This window comes from Rhodanobacter sp. B05 (genome assembly GCF_002001085.1).
Classification (GTDB): domain Bacteria; phylum Pseudomonadota; class Gammaproteobacteria; order Xanthomonadales; family Rhodanobacteraceae; genus Rhodanobacter.
The window spans coordinates 1-19,393 of the sequence record NZ_MUNU01000008.1 but is presented as its reverse complement, the minus strand read 5'-3'; the positions used below and the strand labels follow the sequence as shown (position 1 = coordinate 19,393).

Genomic DNA, 19,393 nt, shown 5'->3' with positions numbered 1-19,393 from the left:
CACGACGGTCATGCAGCTGCGCTTCTCCAAGATGCACGGCAGCGGCAACGACTTCGTCGTGCTCGATGGCCGCCAGCACGCGTTTCCGCTTGACCAGAGGCAGATCCGCGCGCTGGCCGATCGGCATACCGGCGTGGGGTTCGACCAGCTGCTGAGCGTGGAGCCGGCGCGCGATCCGTCCTGCGCCTTCTATTACGGGATCTGGAACGCGGACGGCTCGCCCTCCGGCCAGTGCGGCAACGGCGTGCGTTGCGTCGCCGCGTGGCTGCATCGGGCGGGCGCGTTGGCGATCGGCGCGAACGTGCGGATCGAAAGCCCGTCCGGTCCCGTCACGGTGCGCCTGCTCGGCGTCGACGAAGTCATCGTGGACATGGGCGAGCCGGTGTTCGAGCCGTCGCGCATTCCGTTTGCAGCGGCGGCCGACGACGACGCCTACGACATCCCCCTTGACGGAGAGTCGATCCGGATCGGCGCGGTGTCGATGGGCAATCCGCATGCGGTCGTGGTGCAGCCGGACTTGGCCGATCCCGCCCTGCAGCGGCTAGGCCCGCTGCTTTCCGGCCACGAACGCTTTCCCGCGCAGGCCAACGCCGGCTTCGTGCAACAGATCGATCGCGGCCATCTGCGCCTGCGTGTGCACGAGCGCGGCGCGGGCTGGACGCTGGCCTGCGGCACCGGCGCCTGCGCCGCCATGGCGGTGCTGCATCGGCGCGGCGAAGTGGATGATCATGTCGCGGTGGAACTCCCCGGCGGAACCCTGCACATCGACTGGGCGGGCGCTGGCCACACGCTGTGGATGACCGGGCCGGCGGCGTTCGTCTTCGAGGGCGAATGGCCGATTCCGGCCGGCACGCCTCCGCGGCGCGGTTGAAGCGCGGTCGCGTCCATCGCACACTGCAGCAAACCGGCACCCTCGCCCCGTTGTTCCGCTCCGGCTCCAAGGACCTCCACGCATGACTGCCACCCTGCTCGACGATGCCACCCAGGCCCGCGTGGTTGCCGCCTATCTGAAGCGCCATCCGGAGTTTCTCAGCGAGTACCCCGAACTGGCGGCCAAGCTGACCATGCCGCCGCGCGAACAGGGCGGCGCGGTCGCGTCGCTGGCGGTCTACCAGATGCAGAGTCTGCGCGACAAGAACGCCGAGCTCGAGCGGCGGCTGGCCGAATTGATCGAGATCGCCGCCGGGAACGAGAAGCTGATGGAGCGCGTGCATGCGCTGACCGTGGCCCTGCTGCGGGCGAGCACGACCGAGGTGACCGTGCGCACGGTGATCGCCAGCCTGAGCGCGGATTTCCATACCGAGCAGGTACGCCTGCTGCTGTTCGGCGATGAACCCAAACTGCCGCGCGCCGACTGGCTGCGGCAGGTTCCCGGCGGTGCCGCGGCGCTGCCGGAGTTCGCCGAGTTCCTGCAAAAGGGCGAACCCAGCTCCGGGCGGCTGTCCGGCGAGAAGCTGGAACGGCTGTTCGGCGATGTCGCCAGCGGCATCCAGTCGGTGGCGATGATGCAGTTGGGCGACGTCGGCATCCTGGCCATCGGCAGCGCCGATCCCAACCGGTTCCAGCCCGGGATGGGCACGCTGTTCCTGAAGATGATCTCGGCCACCATCACCGCTGCGCTGGCGCGTTCGCGGGATGTCTCCTGAGCCGGCCATGACCCCGGCCGGCCAGGTCGATGCATGGCTCGGCCGCCTCGCCGGTGAACGCCACGCCTCGCCGCACACCGTCGCCGGCTACCGCCGCGACCTGGCCAAGCTGCTGCGCTACATGGACACCGAACGGCTGCTCTCGTTCGAGTCGCTAGACGCGAACCGGATGCGAACCTTCATCGCCGCCGAGCACCGTGCCGGACTGGCGCCGAAAAGCCTGCAGCGGCTGCTGTCCTCCTGTCGCAGCCTGTTCCGCCAGCTCCACCGCGAAGGCCTGATGACGCACGACCCCTTGCTTGGCGTGCGCGGCCCCAAGGTGCGCCGCAAGCTGCCGCAGGTGCTGGATGTCGACGAGGCCGGCGCCCTGGTCGAAAGCGACAGCGGCGGCAAACTCGCCGTGCGCGACCGCGCGATGCTGGAACTTTTCTACTCGAGTGGCCTGCGCCTGTCCGAACTGGTCGGCCTGCACTGGCTCGATCTCAACTTGGACGAGGGCGAAGTGCGCGTGCTCGGCAAGGGCGGCAAGACCCGCCTCGTGCCGGTCGGCCGGCATGCCGTGGCGGCACTGCGCGCGCTGGGTGCCGAGCAGGGCATGCCGCCGGAGAGCCCGGTGTTCCGCGGTCGCGGCGGCGCGGCGATCAACCCGCGCACGATCCAGCTGCGCATGAACACGCTGGCGCTGCAGCAAGGCCTGCCGAAGCACATCCACCCGCATCTGCTGCGCCATACCTTCGCCAGCCACATGCTGGAATCCTCCGGCGACCTGCGCGCGGTGCAGGAGTTGCTCGGCCACGCCGACATCGCCACCACGCAGATCTACACCCACCTGGATTTCCAGTACCTGGCCAAGGTCTACGACGCGGCGCACCCGCGAGCCAGGCGCAAACCGTAGGAGCCCGCTCGCGGGCGATGCTTTTGCTCTGGTGCACAACGGAGACCAGAACAAAGCATCGCCCGCGAGCGGGCTCCTACACCGAGCGCGGGTGGCGCCGGCATTGAACCGCCTTCGCTGTGGCCCCACGTTTGCGGCTCCAGCCCAAACATCTGCGGAGCTTCCATGGAATCCTTCCACGCCACCACCATCGTCTGCGTGCGCCGCGAAGGCCGCGTCGTGATCGGCAGCGACGGTCAGGTGACCCTGGGCAACACGGTGATGAAGGGCAACGCGCGCAAGGTGCGCCGGCTAGGCAAGAGCGGCGAGGTGGTGGCCGGTTTCGCCGGCGCCACCGCCGATGCGTTCACCCTGTTCGAGCTGTTCGAGCAGAAGCTCGAAAAACACAACAACAACCTCACCCGCGCCGCCGTGGAAATGGCCAAGGAATGGCGCACCGACCGCCGCTTCGGCCGGCTCGAGGCGATGCTGGCGGTGGCCGACAAGGAAGCCTCGCTGCTGATCTCCGGCAACGGCGACGTGGTCGAGCCTGAGCACGGCCTGATCGCGATCGGTTCCGGTGGCCCGTTCGCTCAATCGGCGGCGATGGCCCTGCTGGAAAACACCGAGCTGGATGCCCGCACCATCGTCGAGAAGGCGCTGAAGATCGCCGGCGACATCTGTATCTATACGAACCACAACATTTCCATCGAGGAGTTGCTCCTCGATGGACGGGATTCGGGAGACGGGATTCGGGATTCGTAAGAGCCTCGTCCCCACCTCCATCGCAACCCGCCGCTTCTCCCAATCTCGAATCCCGAATCTCGAATCCCATGTCTGAATTGACCCCCCGCGAAATCGTCAACGAACTCGACCGCTACATCATCGGCCAGCACGACGCCAAACGCGCGGTGGCGGTGGCGTTGCGCAGCCGCTGGCGGCGCATGCAGCTGTCGCCGGAGATGCGCAACGAGATCACGCCGAAGAACATCCTGATGATCGGTCCCACCGGCGTGGGCAAGACCGAGATCGCGCGGCGGCTGGCCACTCTGGCCAACGCGCCGTTTGTGAAGGTCGAGGCGACCAAGTTCACCGAGGTCGGCTATGTGGGCAAGGATGTCGAGTCGATCATCCGCGACCTCGCCGACAGCGCCTACAAGCTGACCCGCGAGCAGGCGATCAAGCGCGTGCGCACGCAGGCCGAGGATCGCGCCGAGGATCGCCTCCTCGATGCGCTGCTGCCGCGCCGGCAAACCGCGCCGACCGACTGGAGCCACGATGCGCCCGCCGCTCCGGCGATCGACAGCGAGACCCGGCAGAAGCTGCGCAAGCAGCTGCGCGAAGGTGCACTGGACGAGCGCGAGATCGAGCTGGAGCTGGCGATGAACGTGGGCGTGGAGATCATGTCGCCGCCGGGCATGGAGGAGATGGGCGCGCAACTGCGCCAGATGTTCCAGAACCTGGGCGGCGCCAAGACCCAGACCCGCAAGCTGGCGATCAAGGCCGCGCGTCCGCTGCTGATCGACGAGGAGGCCGGCAAGCTGCTCAACGACGAGGAGATCCGCGCCCAGGCGATGGAGAACGCCGAGCAGAACGGCATCGTCTTCCTCGACGAGATCGACAAGGTGGCCCAACGCAACGACCACGGCCACTCCGGGGTCAGCCGCGAAGGCGTGCAGCGCGACCTGTTGCCGCTGGTGGAGGGCTCCACGGTGTCGACCAAGTACGGTCCGATCAAGACCGACCACATGCTGTTCATCGCCTCGGGCGCGTTCTCGCTGGCCAAGCCGTCCGACCTGATCCCCGAACTGCAGGGGCGGCTGCCGATCCGGGTGGAGCTGTCCGCGCTCAGTGTGGACGACTTCAAGCGGATCCTGCGCGAACCGCACAACGCGCTGACCAAGCAGTACGTGGCTCTGCTCGGCACCGAGGGGGTCGGGCTGGAGTTCACCGATTCGGGGATCGACCGGCTGGCCGAGGTGGCGTTCCAGGTCAACGAGCGCACCGAGAACATCGGCGCACGCCGGCTGCATACCGTGATGGAACGGCTGCTGGAAGACATCTCGTTCCATGCAGCAGACAAATCCGGCGAAAAATACCTTATCGACGCCGAACGTGTAGACAAATCGCTGGCCAGCCTGGTCCACAACGAGGATCTCAGCCGCTACATCCTGTAAACAAGCCGGTCAGGCCGGTCTGCTAAAATGGACCCCGTGAACAACGTCATCGAACTGAAAAACACCGGCCAGCGCGCCCAGTTGCGCGAGGCGCAACAGAAGCAGACCCTGATCCGGTTGTGGCGCGAAGAACTTGAGCACGGCAGCTTCTGCGGTTATGTGGGCGGCGTCGGCCGCGAGTTCTTCCTGCTCTGGGTGGTCGGCGACGGCATCACCTACGACGGCATGTACGTGATGCGCCATCGCGACATCTCCGAGCTGGAGTCGCCCGACAAGCACCATGTGTTCTTCGAGAAGGCATTGGCGCTGAAGCGCATCCTGCCGCGGCCGCCGCGCGGCTTTCCGCTGGACAACATCCGCGAGGTGATCCAGGCCGCTGGCGCGCAGGCGCCGGTGATCGGCGTGCACGTGGACAGCGAGGACGAAGCCGAGGTCTGTTACATCGGCCGACTGGTCAGTGTCGAGGAGGACGGCTTCAACATGCAGGAGCTCAGTCCGGACGCGGAATGGATGCGCGAGGCATCGTTCTTCAGCTGGGATGAGGTGTCCACGGTCAGCATCGAGGACAGTTACGCGCAATCCCTGCTCGCGGTGGCCGGTTCCGCGCCGGCGCTGACCCAGGGTGACGCCGGCATCAGCCGCGGCTGAGCCGCCAGCCCGATATCACCACCTGCAGACCCGCCCTCCGGCGGGTCTGTTCGTTTCAGGCCACGGACGAGGTGTATCCACGCGGGAGTTCCTGCACGGGCCGTGCTCGCCGATTGCGGCAGGGAGGTGGAGCAGCTTCAGCACGGCGCCTCGACGAATCACGCGCGGCGCGCCGTCAACGGCGGCCGGCCGGATACGTTGCTGAAGGAGTCTCATCCATCCCGGGAGCTTGCCGCCATGCGCCTGTACCTTTGCCTGACACTGCTCGCGTTTGCACTGAGCGTGTGCTGCAGTGGCCCCGCGTTTGCCGCGCCGCTCCAGGACAGCCCTCCCGCCGACAGCGGTCCCGCCACGACAATGCATGATCCCGACCCCCAGCAACAGGCGCGGCGGCTCGCACGCAGGCTGCAGCTGGCGCCAGAGCAGGAGACCGAGATCGCGTCGATCCTGCAGAAGCGTGCGCAACGGATCGCACAGCTGCGCGGCGACAGCTCGATGGACGCACGCGCGCAGCGCAGCCAGCTGCGCACGATCCGGCAGGACAGCGAGCAACAGTTGCGTGGCGTGCTCAGCGACAGCCAGTTGCGGCAATACCAGCAGCTGCGGCAGCAGGCGCGCCGGCGCCACCTCGAGCGCCAGGCACCCGCGAGCAGCACAAGCAGCGGTCCATGATGAGCAGGACTGCATTGCGCTGAACCGTCTCAGCCCATCGCGTATGCTCTGCGCCAGGCTTCACTTGCCTGGTGGAGATCGGATGACGCGCATTGTGGTGGTCGGCAGCATCAACATGGACCTGGTTACCCAGGCGCCACGTTTCGTCGGGCCGGGCGAAACCATTCTCGGCGAGCGGTTCATCAGCGTGCCCGGCGGCAAGGGCGCCAACCAGGCCGTGGCTGCCGCCCGGCTCGGCGCCGAGGTCGCCCTGGTCGGCGCGCTCGGCGTCGACGCCTTTGGCCGGCAGCTGCGCCAGGGACTGGTCAGCGAAGGCATCGACGTGGACCACGTTGCACACCTGCACGACGACGCCAGCGGCACCGCCTCGATCACCATCGCGCAGGGCGAGAACCAGATCATCGTGGTGCCGGGAGCCAACGCTCGCGTCACGCCGGCTCAGGTGGAACAGGCGCACGAGTTGATCCGGCGTGCCGATGCCGTGCTGGTGCAGATGGAAATTCCGCTGGATACGGTCGAGGCCACCGTGCGACTCGGTGCGCATCTGGGTGTGCCGGTGATTCTCAACCCCGCACCGGCCCGGCAGCTGCCCGTCGACTGGTTTAGGCTGGCGCGCTACGCGACGCCGAACCAGCACGAACTGGCGACTCTGCTCGGCGCCGATTCGGGCACCGATTTTCGCGAATTGATGCAGGCCGCGCCGTGCCCGATCGTGCTTACCCGCGGTGACGAAGGCGCATGGTTCCGCGAGCAGGGCGAACCGATCCACCAGCGCGGCTTCAAGGTCGACGTGGTCGACAGCACCGGCGCTGGCGACACCTTCAATGCCGCGCTGGCGGTGTTCCTCCATGAAGGCCTGCCCGAAGCCGTACGCAAGGCCTGCGCTGCCGCCGCGCTGTCGGTCACCCGACTTGGCGCACAGGGCGGCATGCCGCGGCTGACCGAAGTGCGGTCCGTACTGGCACGACAGACCGGCTAGTCGCACTCCTCACTCTCTACTTCGGTGTTTTACCCCTGGCGTATTCCCAGAATGCACCGAGCGACTGCGACCAACCCGGACTGCGTTCGGGGATCATTTGCCGATGCAGAATGAGCTGAAAATCGCACCGAGCAAATCGTCGCTTGAATAGCTGCCTGTAATTTCGCCCAGTACGCGCTGGGCGTGGCGCAGTTCCTCGGCAGCGAGCTCGCCGGCGCGGGCAGCGGTGAGTACGGCAGCGGCCTGATCGAGGTGGATCGCGACTTGTTGCAGGGCCAGCACGTGGCGGCGGCGGGCGCTGAAGGCGCCTTCGCCGCTGCCGGCGCCGGCGAGGTGCTTGAGATGGTTTCGCAGGGGGTCGAGGCCCTCGCCGGTTTTGGCGGAGGCCCAGAGCCAGTGCGCGTGATCGCGTTGTTCGCCGTGCGGGGCGAGGTTGTCGCGGTCGATCTTGTTGATCAGCACGATGCGTTCGACGTTGGCCGGCAATGCGGTGAAGAAGGCGAGGTCGGCGTTGGCGAGGTCGGCGTCGGTGACCAGCAGCGCGACATCGGCGCGCTGCAGCTCGCCGTGCGCGCGGCGCACGCCTTCGCGTTCGACTTCGTCGTCGGTGTCGCGCAGGCCGGCAGTGTCGGCCAGTTCCAGCGCGATGCCATCGAGGCTGAGGGATTCGCGCAGCACGTCGCGGGTGGTGCCGGCGGTGGCGTTGACGATGGCGCGGTCGCTGCCGGCCAGCGCGTTGAGGAGGCTGGACTTGCCGGCGTTGGGGCGGCCGATGATCGCCACGCGCAGGCCGTCGTTGAGGCGCAGGCCGCGCTGCGCTTCAATCAGCAGCTCGGTCAGTTCCGTGCGTACGGATTCCAGCTGACTGGTGATCGCCGGATCGGCGAGAAAGTCGATTTCTTCTTCGGGGAAATCAATGGCGGCTTCGATGTGCACGCGCAAGGCAATCAACGCTTGCAGCAACACGTCGATCTTGCGCGAAAACACGCCCTCCATCGATTGCAAGGCCGCCCGTGCGCCGGCCTGCGAGTGGGCGGCGATCAGGTCGGCGACCGCTTCGGCCTGGGCCAGGTCGAGCTTGCCGTTGAGGAACGCACGCTCGGTGAATTCCCCCGGCCTGGCCAGGCGCGCGCCGAGTTCGCAGCAGCGCCGCAGCAGCAGGTCGAGCAGCACGGCACTGCCGTGGCCTTGCAGTTCCAGCACGTGTTCGCCGGTGTACGAGGCGGGGGCGGGGAAGTGCAGCAGCAGGCCGCGATCGATCAACTCACCGGCAGCATCGCGAAACGCGGTGAAGTGGGCGTGCCGTGGCTGCGCGGCACGCCCAAGCAGGGTCTGTGCAATCGTCGGCACTGCCGGCCCGGACACACGCACCACGCCGACACCGGCCGCGCCCGGCGCGCTGGCGATGGCGGCAATCGTATCGGCGGCATGGTCCGGCATGACGGGGACTCTAAACGAAAGCAGCCGCGCCCGGTCACGCTGGCGGCGGCTTGTGGACGGCTGCTTCGCCGGCGCGCTCAGTCCGTGGTGAGCGGCGCCGCGCGATCGATGTGATGGGTCACCCACCACTGCTGACCAAGACCGACCAGGCCGTTGACGGCGTAATACAGGCACAGGCCGGCGGGGAAGAAGGCGAACATCACCGTGAACAGCAACGGCATCACCTTCATCATCTTCGCCTGGGTCGGATCCATGCCTGCGGCGGCCGGATTCAGCCACTGCGTACCGAGCATCACGATCGCGTAGACGATTGGCAGGATGTACAGCGGATCGGGATGGCTCAGATCGGGAATCCACAGGAAGGCGGCATGCCGCAGTTCCAGGCTGTACTCGAGCACGAAATACAAGCCGTAGAACACCGGCATGGTGATCAGCACCGGCAGGCAGCCGCCCATCGGGTTGACCTTCTCCTTCTTGTACAGCTCCATGGTGGCTTGCTGCATCTTCTGCTTGTCGTCGCCGTAGCGCTCCTTCAGCGCCTGGATGCGCGGCGCCAGCTTGCGCATGCGCGCGCTGGAGCGGTACTGCATCGCGGTGAGCTTCCAGGTCAGGCCCTTGATCAGCAGCACCAGCAGGATGATCGCCACGCCCCAGTTCTTGGCGACCGCGTGGAACTGCGACAGGATCCAGTGCATCGGCACGGCAATCGCCTTGAACATGCCGTAGTCGATGGTCAGGTCGAGACCCGGCGCGATCGCATCCAGCGTGCCCTGCACGTTCGGACCGAGGTATAGCCGCGCCTGACTGGTCAGGCTCTGACCCGGGGCCACGCTGAGCGCGGGGCCGACCGCGCGGATCAGGTAGCGCGGGTTCGCGCTGTCGGGATCGAGGGTCTGGGTGACGTAATGGTCGGTCTGGTCGGCCGGCGGAATCCACGCGGTGACGAAGTACAGGCGCAGCATGGCCGCCCAGCCGCCCTTGAACTGGGTGTCCAGCGCATCCTTCCTGTCGCTGAAGTTCTTGAATTCCAGCTTCTCGAACTTCTCGCCGGTATACCAGGCAGCGCCCTGGAAGCTGCGCGATTCCGGGTCGGCGTAACTGCTCAGCCAGCTTCCCGGCTTCGGCGGCGCCACCCGCTGCAGTTGCTGGTAGGCATTGCCCTGCCACGGCTGACTGCTGCCGTTGTCGATGCGCTGGTTCAGCCCGATCACGTAGCTGCCGCGCTTGAACGTGTAGGTCTTGGTGACCTTCAGCCCGGCGGCATCCTGCCAGCTCAGCTCGACCTGCAACTCGTTCTGGCCAGGCGTCAGGGTGTAACTGGTTTTCGCACTCTGGAACAGGGCCAGGTGATTGGGCTGATCCGCGGGCGCGGTGTCGCTGCTGCCGACGAGGCCGTTCTGCGCCACGAAGTAGTGCGCCGGGTCGTTGTCCAGCAGCACCGTCGGCGGCGGGTTCGCGTCCTTGTGGGTGGGCGCCTTGTTCGGGTAGGCAAGCAGGTCCGCACGTACCAGGCTGCCGCCGCGTGTGTCGACCAGCAGGTGCAGCACATCGGTATCGACCGTGATCAGCTGGGAAGGCGCCTGCCCGGCGTGGCTTCCTTCCGGGGCGATCTTCGCTGCGCCGGCACTGGCGGCAGAAGCCGAAGCCGCTGGAATGCCGCTCGGCACGCTGCCGTCGGTCGAAGTCGCTATGGCCTGCGTCGAGGTGCTGCCGGCGACAACCGGTGGCTGCGGCGCGTAGTCCTTTTCCCAGGCCATGAACAGGAGATACGCCACGGCCAGCAGGGCGAACAAGAGGAAGGTGCGCGTTTGATTCATCGCGTAGCAGATCCGGGTAACGCCACGACTCGAGAGTCTCGCCGCGGGGGCAGGAAAGAAAAGGTCAACGCTCGATTGTGGAGGTGTCGTCGGCCCGCTTCAATGGTTCGGCCACGTCGGCGCGGGAGGCCACCAGTTTTTTCCACAAACCGTCGATGTCACGCAGCAACTCGGCGCCGGGTACACCGGCGGCCTGCTCGCGCGCCATCACCATCAGGTCGACCGATGGCAGCTGATGTCGCACGCGCCGAAACGATTCGCGCAACAGCCGCTTGATCCGGTTGCGCTCGACTGCACGCTTGGACACCCGCTTGGAGATCGCCAGACCAAGCCTGGCATGACCAAGCCCGTTTTCGCGATAGCGCAAATGAAAACAGCGGCCGCCTGCGCGTCCGCTGCTGGTTCGCAAGGCGGCGAAGTCACCGGGCCGACGTAACCGCGCGTCGCGCGGCAATCCGGCGCTGGACATGACGCTCGTCCCCGGCGCTTGATCGGTGTTTACGGGATCAGGCGCTTGCGGCCCTTGGCGCGACGGGCGTTGATGATTTTGCGGCCGTCGGCGGTCGCCATGCGGGCACGGAAACCGTGCGTACGCGCGCGCTTGAGCTTGCTGGGCTGGAAGGTCCGCTTCATGGTCTGCTCCGAAGGGAATGTGGATAAAAAGGTTGGAGAGTATGTCCGGTTCGCGCCTCGACTGTCAAATGGCCGCCGTACGCGAGTCGTGCGTGTCCGCGAGGTTGCGCGGCCCGCGGGGCCGCGGGGGCTGCTGCTAGACTAGTCAATCACCCGCGCGCAAGCGCCCCAGCTGTGGCTGATTGAATTCATGAGTGATCTGTGGCGGCGCTGCCTTGAGCGCCTCGAAGGCGATTTGAGCGCCGAAGACCTGCATACCTGGCTGATGCCCTTGCAGGCGCGCGACGATGCCGACGGCCTGCAGCTGTTTGCGCCCAACACCTACACGCTGGACACCGTACGCCAACGCTATCTACTGCATATCGAGCAGGTGCTGCAGCAACTGCTCGGCAAAACGTGGCCGGTGCGCCTGGAAGTCGGGTCCAGCTCGCCGCGGTCGGCCACCGTCAGGCCGGTGGCGCCGACCCGCCCCGTGCCGGCAAGCGCCCCGGCGCAGGCCTTCCAGCACAACATGGATCCGCATTACACATTCGAAACCTTCGTGGAAGGCAAGTCCAACCAGCTTGGCAAGGCCGCCGCCATGCAGGTGGCCACCAACCCGGGGCGCGCCTACAACCCGCTGTTGCTGTATGGCGGCACCGGCCTGGGCAAGACCCATCTGATGCATGCGGCAGGCAACCTGATGCTGGAACGCAATCCCGCCTGCAAGGTGCTGTACCTGCGGTCGGAACAGTTCGTCGGCTCGATGATCGAGGCCTTGCGCGCGAAAGGCATGGACGAATTCAAGCGACGTTTCCGCACGGTCGACGCGCTGCTCATCGACGACATCCAGTTCTTCGCCGGCAAGGACACCACCCAGGAAGAGTTTTTCCACACCTTCAACGCGCTGTTCGAATCCAAGCAGCAGATCATCCTGACCTGCGACCGTTACCCGAAGGAGGTCGACAAGCTCGAACCCCGGCTGAAGTCGCGCCTGGGGTGGGGGCTCAGCGTGGCGATCGAACCGCCGGACTTCGAGACGCGCGCGGCGATCCTGCTGGCCAAGGCCCACGACAAGGGCGTGGCGCTGGACGAGAGCGTGGCGATGCTGCTGGCCAAGCGCATCCGTTCGAACGTGCGTGACCTGGAAGGCGCACTCAACACCCTGGCCGCGCGCGCCAATTTCTACGGCAAGCCGATCACCACCGATTTCGCCGAAGAAACCCTGCGCGACCTGCTGGCCACCCATGCGCAGGCCATCACCATCGCGAACATCCAGAAGACCACGGCGGAGTACTTCAACGTGCGTCTGCAGGATCTGCTGTCCAAACGGCGGGTGCGCTCGCTGGCGCGGCCGCGGCAGATTGCGATGACCCTGGCCAAGGAGCTGACCGAGCACAGCCTGCCCGAGATCGGCGAGGCGTTCGGCGGACGCGACCACACCACGGTGATGCACGCTTGCAAGACGATCCGCAAGTTCGTCGAAACCGACTTGCGCATGCGCCAGGACTGGGAACAATTGATCCGTACATTGACCGGCTGAAGCGTCGGCGGGAATGCGCAACAATGCCGTGGGCAAGCAGGGGGCCAAGCTGTGGATAATAGGTGGATGGTTTGTCGCGTGAAGTTATCCACAAATCACGCACCGTCGGGCAGGCCATTGCTGCACAGCTAAAATTTAGTTTAATCGATTGATTTAAAAGGTTTATTCTGCGAAAACGCGATTCTCCACAACGCCTACTACAACCACTACACTTCTTTTAAAGACAGAACAGCAGGTATAGGGAAGCCCATATGCAATTCAGCATCCAGCGTGAAGCCTTGCTCAAGCCACTGCAGCAAGTGGTCGGCGTCGTTGAACGACGGCAGACGCTGCCGGTACTGGCCAACCTGCTGTTCAAGGTCGGTGACGGCAAGGTCTCGATGACCGGCACCGATCTGGAAGTGGAGATGGTTGCCACCACGGAAGCGGAGAAGCTCGTCGACGGCGAGATCACCATTCCGGCGCGAAAGCTCTTCGACATCGTACGCGCCCTGCCCGACGGGGCACGCATCGAGCTCAAGCTCAACGGCGATCGGGTGGCGCTGAACGCCGGCCGCAGCCGATTCACCCTGACCACGCTTCCCGCCAGCGAATTTCCCACCGTCGACCAGATCGAGCTGGTGGAAAAGGTCAGCCTGCCCGAGGAAGTGCTGCGCGACCTGATGGAACGCACCGCCTTCGCCATGGCCAACCAGGACGTGCGCTATTACCTCAACGGCATGTTGCTGGACCTTCAGGAACACACGTTGCGGTGCGTGGCCACCGACGGCCACCGCTTGGCCATGAAGGAAACCGAATTGCAGAGTTCGGTCAGCACGCGGCGTCAGATCATCATTCCGCGCAAGGGCGTCAACGAACTCATTGGCCTGCTGGAAAGCGGCGATGGCCAAGTTGAGCTCGAGTTCGGTCGCAACCATCTGCGCCTGCGCCGTGGCGGGGTGACCTTCACCTCCAAGTTGATCGATGGCCGTTTCCCGGATTACGAGGCGGTGATCCCCTTGGGTGCGGACAAGACAGCGATCCTGGATCGGGAGGTTCTGCGCGGTGCGCTGCAGCGCGCGGCGATCCTGTCGAACGAGAAATACCGCGGCGTTCGTCTGGAACTGTCGCCCGGCAAATTGCGCATCGTTGCGCACAACCCGGAGCAGGAAGAGGCGGTGGAGGAAGTGGAGGCCGACACCCACGTGTCCGATCTGGCCGTGGGTTTCAACGTGGGCTATCTGCTCGACGCGCTGGCGGCGCTGCGGGGAGACCAGGCGCGGCTCAGCTTGCGCGATGCCCAGTCCAGTTGCCTGGTGCAGGAAAACGACAACGAACACTCCCGCCACGTGATCATGCCATTGCGGCTCTGACACCTGCCGCATGGCCAGGTCTTGCAGGATGTCGACTTGAGACGCCGGGGTTTCCATCAGGAACTCCGGCGTTGCCGTTTGTGGATGAGCGTTGCATGAGACTGGAGCAATTGCGCATCAGCGGGCTGCGCTGCCTGACCGAGGTGAGCCTCGCCCTCGATCCGGCGATCAATGTTTTCGTGGGCGCCAACGGCGCCGGCAAGACCAGTGTGCTGGAGGCGGTGTTCCTGCTGTCCCATGCGCGTTCGTTCCGCAGCGGCGCCAGGGAGGCGCTGCTGCAACGGGACATGCCGCAGTTGTCGGTCTTCGCCGAATTGCGTCACGCCGATGGCCGCGGAAGCCGGGTGGGCTTGGGTCGCAGTGGTGCCCGTTGGGACGCCAGGGTGGACGGCGACAGCGTGGCGATCGGGCAACTGGTACGCGAATGCGCCGTGGTCTGTTTCGAGCCCGGCTCGCACGCCTTGATTGCAGGAGCGGCAGAGGAGCGTCGAAGATATCTCGACTGGGGCGTGTTTCACGTGGAACAGGACTTCCTGTCGACGTGGCGTCGCCATCAACGGGCGTTGAAGCAGCGCAACAGCTTGTTGCGGCTGGGAAGCAGCGCGGCGGACGAACTGTTCGCACCCTGGGAAGCCGAACTGGCGCAGACCGCCCAGCAGATCGACGCCCAACGACGCGCCTATCTGGACTTGCTGCGACCGGGGCTGCAGGCCAGCACAGCCAGCTTGCTGCCGGAGTTGGGCGCCATCGAGCTGCGCTACCGCCGGGGCTGGTCGGACGAGCGGGATCTGGCCGTGCAATTGCGTGAGCAACGGCCCAGGGATCTGGCGCGCGGACACACGACCCTGGGTGCTCATCGTGCCGACTGGTCGATGTCGTTCGAGCACGCGCCGCAACGTGAGCATCTCTCCCGTGGCCAGGAAAAGCTCACCGCACTGGCGTGCGTACTGGCCCAGGCCGGCCTTTACGCGGAACATCACGGCGAGTGGCCGATCGTCTGCATGGATGATCTGGCGTCGGAGCTGGACCAGGCTCATCAGGCATCTGTAGTCGAACAACTCCAGGCGGCAGCGACCCAGGTGCTGCTGACCGGCACCGAGCTGCCGTCGATGTTGCAGGGGCAGGCGGCGCGCGTGTTCCACGTGGAACAAGGCGAACTGACGCGCCTGCTATAATCGGAAGGTTGCATCCCCGCAGGTTTGCATAACCCTGTCCGGCCTTTCACGGCGCCGTGTCGGGCGGGTCGCTGGCGCCAGGAAACGGTCATCGCATGAACGAACCCTCCAACGAATCCCATTACGATTCCAGCAACATCAAGGTCCTCAAGGGCCTGGAAGCGGTGCGCAAGCGCCCCGGCATGTACATCGGCGATACCGATGACGGCACCGGCCTGCACCACATGGTGTTCGAGGTGGTCGACAATGCGATCGACGAGGCACTGGCCGGCTATTGCGACAAGGTCGTGGTCACCATCCTCGATGACGGCTCGGTCAGCGTCAGCGACAATGGCCGCGGCATTCCGGTGGATATCCACCCGGAAGAGGGTCGTTCCACCGCCGAGGTCGTCATGACGGTGCTGCATGCCGGCGGCAAGTTCGACGCGAACTCCTACAAGGTCTCCGGTGGCCTGCACGGCGTGGGCGTGTCGGTAGTGAACGCGCTGAGCGACCATCTGTGGCTGACCATTTATCGCGACGGCCATGAGTACCTGCAGGAATACGCGCTCGGCGAACCGCTGTATCCACTGAAGGAGGTTGGCCCCTCAAGCCGCCGTGGCACCCTGGTGCGCTTCCTGCCCAGCCCCGCCACCTTCACCAGCAACATCGATTTCCACTACGAGATCCTGGCCAAGCGGCTGCGCGAGCTGGCCTTCCTCAATTCCGGCGTCACCATCGATCTGTATGACGAGCGGGGCGAGGGCCGGCATGACACGTTTGCCTACGAAGGCGGCATCCGCTCGTTCGTGCAGCATCTGGCGCAGTTGAAGACCGCGCTGCATCCGAACGTGATCAGCCTGACCGCGGAGCAGGACGGCATCACTGTGGAAGTGGCGATGCAGTGGACCGACTCCTACCAGGAATCGATGTACTGCTTCACCAACAACATCCCGCAGCGCGACGGCGGCACCCATCTCACCGGGTTCCGCGCCGCGCTGACGCGTTCGCTGCAGAACTACATCGAGAGCTCGGGCCTGGCCAAGAGCGCCAAAGTCTCGCCATCCGGCGACGACATGCGCGAAGGCATGATCGCGGTGCTGTCGGTCAAGGTACCCGACCCGAAATTCTCCTCGCAGACCAAGGACAAGCTGGTTTCGTCCGAGGTGAAGACGGTGGTGGAGCAGGTCGTCAACGAGAAGCTTGGCGAGTTCCTGCTGGAGCATCCGAACGAGGCCAAGGCGATCGCCTCCAAGGTGGTCGATGCCGCGCGTGCCCGTGAAGCTGCCCGCAAGGCGCGCGAGATGACCCGCCGCAAGGGCGCGCTGGACATCGCCGGCCTGCCCGGCAAGCTGGCCGACTGCCAGGAGAAGGATCCGGCGCTGTGCGAGCTGTTCCTGGTCGAGGGTGACTCCGCCGGCGGCTCCGCGAAGCAGGGCCGCAACCGCAAGACCCAGGCCGTGCTGCCGCTGAAGGGCAAGATCCTCAACGTGGAGAAGGCGCGCTTCGACCGCATGCTGGCTTCGGCCGAGGTCGGTACCCTGATCACCGCGCTGGGCACCGGCATCGGCAAGGACGAGTACAACCCCGACAAGCTGCGCTACCACCGCATCATCCTGATGACCGATGCCGACGTCGACGGCTCGCACATCCGCACTTTGCTGCTGACGTTCTTCTACCGCCAGATGCCCGAGTTGATCGAGCGCGGCCACATCTACATCGGCCTGCCGCCGCTGTACAAGGTCAAGCAGGGCAAGCAGGAGCTGTACATCAAGGACGACACCGCGCTGAACGACTACCTGATCTCCAGCGCCGTCGACAATGCCTCGCTGACCTACAGCCCGGATGCACCACCGATCACCGGCGAGGCGCTGGAAAAACTGCTGCGCGGATATCAGCATGCGCTGGATCAGATCGCCAAGCTGGCGCATCGTTTCGATGCAGCGGTGTTGAACGCCTTGCTCGAACATCCACCGCTGGAGCCCGCCCTGTGGGCCGATCCCACCGCCATGCAGGCCTGGCTGGATGCCGCCGCATTGCGGCTCGCGGCCAGTGGCCTGGGCAAACCGCATTACACCCTGCGACTGCGACTGGCCGAAAGCGGCGAACAGCCGGCCGCGATCGAGGTGATCCGCGAGCAGCACGGACTCAGCCATACCTGGTTCCTGCCGCAACCTTTCTTCAGCAGTGCCGAGTTTCGCCCGATCCTGGCGATCAGCCAGCAGATCGCCGGCATGGTCCAGGCCGACGCGGTGGCGCAACGCGGCAATGCCTCGCGTGGCGTGCTCAGCTTCGCCGAGGCGCGCAACTGGTTGCTGGAGGAAGCCAAGAAAGGCCGCAGCATCCAGCGCTTCAAGGGCCTGGGTGAAATGAACCCCGAGCAGCTGTGGGACACCACGGTGAATCCGGACACCCGACGCATGCTCCAGGTTGGCATCGAGGACGCGATCGCCGCCGACCAGATGTTCTCCATGCTGATGGGCGAGGCGGTCGAACCCCGTCGCGAGTTCATCGAGGCGAATGCATTGAAAGTGGCCAACCTCGACGTCTGACCGATGCCGGCGACATCCGCCAGCCCTCCCGTGACGCGCGGAACGTCGTTGCTCGGCAACCCAGGCATGCCGCCCGTCCGGTTGCGGGCAGGCGTGCGTGCGATGAGCGAGCCGATCATGCGAAGCTAATATAACATATTGATTTATAACGGCATTTTATGCGGCACTGCGACTTGTTATCCGTCAGCTGATCGGGTTACGCTTTCCAACCTGTTCGCGTGCAAGCTCGCACGCCGACCTTGAGATGAGGATCGCCATGAAGCACGTTCGAGGGTTCACCATCCTGGCCTGCGCGGCCTTTGTGCTGGGTCTGGCCAGCACCCCGGTGCTGGCAAAGCACGAAGACAAGGCCAAGCAGGCGACGGAGTACCCGGACAGCACGCGTGAGGCGCCCAAGCTCGACCTGAAGAGCGAGAAAGACCAGAAGCAACTCCAGGAAGGCCTGGACGCCATCAACAAGGGCGATATGGCCACGGCCGAAACCACTCTTCAGGCCCTGCTCGACAGCAGCAAGAGCAAATATGCCCAGGCGATGGCACTGCGCGGCCTGGCCTTGATCAAATACCGCGCCGGCGATTACAAGGCGTCGATCGCGCTGTTGCAGAAGGCGCTGGCCAACGGCGTGTTGCCAAACGACGATTACTTCACCGTGGAATACATGCTCGCGGTCGCCGAGCAGGCCGACGGGCAGTACCAGGCGTCGCTGGACACCATCCATAAGTGGCGCGCCGAGGGCAAGAAGGAAACCGCCGAGTCGTATGCGGTCGAGGGAAACGACCTGTACCGCCTGAACAAATATCCTGAAGCCATCGCCGCCGTGAAAAAGGCGCAGTCGCTGACGGACAAGCCGGACCCGCAGTGGAACCAGATCCTGATGGCCAGCTACGCCGCCTCGGGCCAGGGCGATCAACTGGTGCAGATGGCCAGGCAGAATCTCGCCGCGCACCCGGATGACCCGAAGGCGCTGGAAACGGCGATCCAGGCACTGCAGCAGGCGGGGAAGTATCCCGAGGCAATCCAGGTCATGGAAGGCGCGCGCGCCAAGGGCCAGCTGACCGGTGAGGCAAACTATGTGCTGCTGGCATCGCTGTACTACAACCAGGCCCTGTCCGCCGACGATGCGAAGCCGATGGCCAACAAGTCGGTGTCGGTCATCAAGGAAGGCATGAGCAAGGGCATCATGCAGCCCAGTGCCGACAACTACGTGCTGCTGGGCAAGGCCGAATACGTTGCCGGCGACATGCCGGCGGCCAGGGCCGCGTTCAACCAGGCGCTGCCGCAGGCCAAGGATGGAGAGGCTGCCCTGCAGCTCGCGAACATGGAGTTGACCGCCGGCAAATACAGCCAGGCGAAAACCATGATCCAGCAGGCCCTCGACAAGGGCGTGAAGCAGAAGGGCAACGCCTACCTGGTGCTGGCCGAGTGCGAACGCGGCCTGCATGACAAGGCGGCGCGCATCGCCGCGTTGAAGCAGGCCGAACAGCAACCGGAATCCGCCGCTCATGCCAGGGAGCTGCTCAAGCAACTGGGTGCATCCGGAAAGTAGCTGCGAGTGCACCCGCGCCGGTAATGGACGTCCATGTCCGGACCCCGCGGGTGCTATACAAAAGTCATGTCGTGTTGTACCGTTGAAAACCTTTCCCTGCGTTCCCCTGCAGCGTGTTTGTTCCGGCTACCTTCCAGTCATCACAGATGGTTCCCGGCGACGTCCTGCGGTAACGCGGTCTTCCAATTGATCAGCTTCCAGATAGTGACAGATGGCCTCAAGTAACGAAGAATCCGGGCGCGAGCCGTTTAGCTGGAAGCGGACCTGGGCACTTGCAGTGGCCATTGGGCTGCATGCGTTTGCCTTCCTGCTGATTGTGGCCCCGATGGCGCCACCCAACCAGAATCACAAGGAAAAGGAAAAAATCGTCCAGGTGAGCTT

Annotated in this window: 17 protein-coding genes; 13 read left to right on the top strand and 4 right to left on the bottom strand. The window is 65.2% G+C overall.

Features of this window, described 5'->3' with window-relative positions; genetic code table 11:
• Positions 1-10: 10 nt before the first annotated feature.
• From dapF to rbsK, 8 genes are all read left to right on the top strand, one after another.
• Positions 11-871 (top strand): diaminopimelate epimerase, encoded by an 861-nt coding sequence (gene dapF / locus B0E47_RS02560; protein WP_077512217.1) that lies wholly within the window; start codon positions 11-13, stop codon positions 869-871.
• An 82-nt stretch (positions 872-953) separates the two neighbouring features.
• Positions 954-1,646, top strand: coding sequence for a DUF484 family protein (locus tag B0E47_RS02555; RefSeq protein ID WP_077512215.1), 693 nt, complete (start codon positions 954-956; stop codon positions 1,644-1,646).
• 7 nt (positions 1,647-1,653) lie between these two features.
• Positions 1,654-2,541, top strand: a complete 888-nt coding sequence (locus tag B0E47_RS02550; RefSeq protein WP_077512213.1) for a tyrosine recombinase XerC — start codon at positions 1,654-1,656, stop codon at positions 2,539-2,541.
• A gap of 165 nt (positions 2,542-2,706) precedes the next feature.
• Positions 2,707-3,285, top strand: coding sequence for an ATP-dependent protease subunit HslV (gene hslV, locus B0E47_RS02545; protein ID WP_077512211.1), 579 nt, complete (start codon positions 2,707-2,709; stop codon positions 3,283-3,285).
• A 68-nt stretch (positions 3,286-3,353) separates the two neighbouring features.
• Positions 3,354-4,697, top strand: coding sequence for an ATP-dependent protease ATPase subunit HslU (gene hslU / locus B0E47_RS02540; RefSeq protein WP_077512209.1), 1,344 nt, complete (start codon positions 3,354-3,356; stop codon positions 4,695-4,697).
• Positions 4,698-4,724: 27 nt separating this feature from the next.
• On the top strand, positions 4,725-5,345 hold the full coding sequence (locus B0E47_RS02535; RefSeq protein ID WP_174566941.1) for a hypothetical protein: 621 nt from the start codon (positions 4,725-4,727) through the stop codon (positions 5,343-5,345).
• A 237-nt stretch (positions 5,346-5,582) separates the two neighbouring features.
• Entirely contained in the window at positions 5,583-6,017 is a 435-nt protein-coding gene (locus tag B0E47_RS02530; RefSeq protein ID WP_077512207.1) for a hypothetical protein, read from the top strand.
• 82 nt (positions 6,018-6,099) lie between these two features.
• Positions 6,100-6,996, top strand: a complete 897-nt coding sequence (gene rbsK, locus B0E47_RS02525) for a ribokinase (protein ID WP_077512205.1) — start codon at positions 6,100-6,102, stop codon at positions 6,994-6,996.
• A 93-nt stretch (positions 6,997-7,089) separates the two neighbouring features.
• Here the strand turns inward: rbsK and mnmE are convergent, their stop codons facing one another.
• From mnmE to rpmH, 4 genes are all read right to left on the bottom strand, one after another.
• Positions 7,090-8,436, bottom strand: a complete 1,347-nt coding sequence (gene mnmE / locus B0E47_RS02520) for a tRNA uridine-5-carboxymethylaminomethyl(34) synthesis GTPase MnmE (RefSeq protein ID WP_077512203.1) — start codon at positions 8,434-8,436, stop codon at positions 7,090-7,092.
• Positions 8,437-8,513: 77 nt separating this feature from the next.
• On the bottom strand, positions 8,514-10,253 hold the full coding sequence (gene yidC / locus B0E47_RS02515; RefSeq protein ID WP_077512201.1) for a membrane protein insertase YidC: 1,740 nt from the start codon (positions 10,251-10,253) through the stop codon (positions 8,514-8,516).
• A gap of 64 nt (positions 10,254-10,317) precedes the next feature.
• The gene (rnpA, locus tag B0E47_RS02510; protein ID WP_077512199.1) at positions 10,318-10,722 is read right to left on the bottom strand and encodes a ribonuclease P protein component; all 405 of its coding nucleotides are present in this window, start codon (positions 10,720-10,722) and stop codon (positions 10,318-10,320) included.
• 29 nt (positions 10,723-10,751) lie between these two features.
• Positions 10,752-10,886: a 50S ribosomal protein L34 gene (gene rpmH / locus B0E47_RS02505; protein WP_007082494.1), complete on the bottom strand. Its 135-nt coding sequence runs from the start codon at positions 10,884-10,886 to the stop codon at positions 10,752-10,754.
• Between the two features lie 190 nt (positions 10,887-11,076).
• Between rpmH and dnaA the strand changes: the two genes are divergently transcribed.
• The 5 genes from dnaA to B0E47_RS02480 all read left to right on the top strand — a co-directional run bounded on the left by dnaA (position 11,077) and on the right by B0E47_RS02480 (position 19,012).
• Positions 11,077-12,408, top strand: a complete 1,332-nt coding sequence (dnaA, locus tag B0E47_RS02500) for a chromosomal replication initiator protein DnaA (RefSeq protein WP_077512197.1) — start codon at positions 11,077-11,079, stop codon at positions 12,406-12,408.
• Positions 12,409-12,659: 251 nt separating this feature from the next.
• Positions 12,660-13,760 (top strand): DNA polymerase III subunit beta, encoded by a 1,101-nt coding sequence (gene dnaN / locus B0E47_RS02495; RefSeq protein WP_077512195.1) that lies wholly within the window; start codon positions 12,660-12,662, stop codon positions 13,758-13,760.
• A gap of 95 nt (positions 13,761-13,855) precedes the next feature.
• Positions 13,856-14,935, top strand: a complete 1,080-nt coding sequence (gene recF, locus B0E47_RS02490; RefSeq protein ID WP_077512193.1) for a DNA replication/repair protein RecF — start codon at positions 13,856-13,858, stop codon at positions 14,933-14,935.
• 95 nt (positions 14,936-15,030) lie between these two features.
• Positions 15,031-17,466 (top strand): DNA topoisomerase (ATP-hydrolyzing) subunit B, encoded by a 2,436-nt coding sequence (gene gyrB, locus B0E47_RS02485; protein ID WP_077512191.1) that lies wholly within the window; start codon positions 15,031-15,033, stop codon positions 17,464-17,466.
• A 256-nt stretch (positions 17,467-17,722) separates the two neighbouring features.
• Entirely contained in the window at positions 17,723-19,012 is a 1,290-nt protein-coding gene (locus tag B0E47_RS02480) for a tetratricopeptide repeat protein (RefSeq protein ID WP_174566940.1), read from the top strand.
• The last annotated feature ends 381 nt before the right edge of the window (positions 19,013-19,393 follow it).

Coding starts and splice junctions, on each gene's coding strand:
- dapF (WP_077512217.1), top strand. CDS start 11: ATGCAGCTGCGCTTCTCCAAGATGCACGGCAGCGGCAACGACTTCGTC.
- B0E47_RS02555 (WP_077512215.1), top strand. CDS start 954: ATGACTGCCACCCTGCTCGACGATGCCACCCAGGCCCGCGTGGTTGCC.
- B0E47_RS02550 (WP_077512213.1), top strand. CDS start 1,654: ATGACCCCGGCCGGCCAGGTCGATGCATGGCTCGGCCGCCTCGCCGGT.
- hslV (WP_077512211.1), top strand. CDS start 2,707: ATGGAATCCTTCCACGCCACCACCATCGTCTGCGTGCGCCGCGAAGGC.
- hslU (WP_077512209.1), top strand. CDS start 3,354: ATGTCTGAATTGACCCCCCGCGAAATCGTCAACGAACTCGACCGCTAC.
- B0E47_RS02535 (WP_174566941.1), top strand. CDS start 4,725: ATGGACCCCGTGAACAACGTCATCGAACTGAAAAACACCGGCCAGCGC.
- B0E47_RS02530 (WP_077512207.1), top strand. CDS start 5,583: ATGCGCCTGTACCTTTGCCTGACACTGCTCGCGTTTGCACTGAGCGTG.
- rbsK (WP_077512205.1), top strand. CDS start 6,100: ATGACGCGCATTGTGGTGGTCGGCAGCATCAACATGGACCTGGTTACC.
- mnmE (WP_077512203.1), bottom strand. CDS start 8,436: ATGCCGGACCATGCCGCCGATACGATTGCCGCCATCGCCAGCGCGCCG.
- yidC (WP_077512201.1), bottom strand. CDS start 10,253: ATGAATCAAACGCGCACCTTCCTCTTGTTCGCCCTGCTGGCCGTGGCG.
- rnpA (WP_077512199.1), bottom strand. CDS start 10,722: ATGTCCAGCGCCGGATTGCCGCGCGACGCGCGGTTACGTCGGCCCGGT.
- rpmH (WP_007082494.1), bottom strand. CDS start 10,886: ATGAAGCGGACCTTCCAGCCCAGCAAGCTCAAGCGCGCGCGTACGCAC.
- dnaA (WP_077512197.1), top strand. CDS start 11,077: ATGAGTGATCTGTGGCGGCGCTGCCTTGAGCGCCTCGAAGGCGATTTG.
- dnaN (WP_077512195.1), top strand. CDS start 12,660: ATGCAATTCAGCATCCAGCGTGAAGCCTTGCTCAAGCCACTGCAGCAA.
- recF (WP_077512193.1), top strand. CDS start 13,856: ATGAGACTGGAGCAATTGCGCATCAGCGGGCTGCGCTGCCTGACCGAG.
- gyrB (WP_077512191.1), top strand. CDS start 15,031: ATGAACGAACCCTCCAACGAATCCCATTACGATTCCAGCAACATCAAG.
- B0E47_RS02480 (WP_174566940.1), top strand. CDS start 17,723: ATGAAGCACGTTCGAGGGTTCACCATCCTGGCCTGCGCGGCCTTTGTG.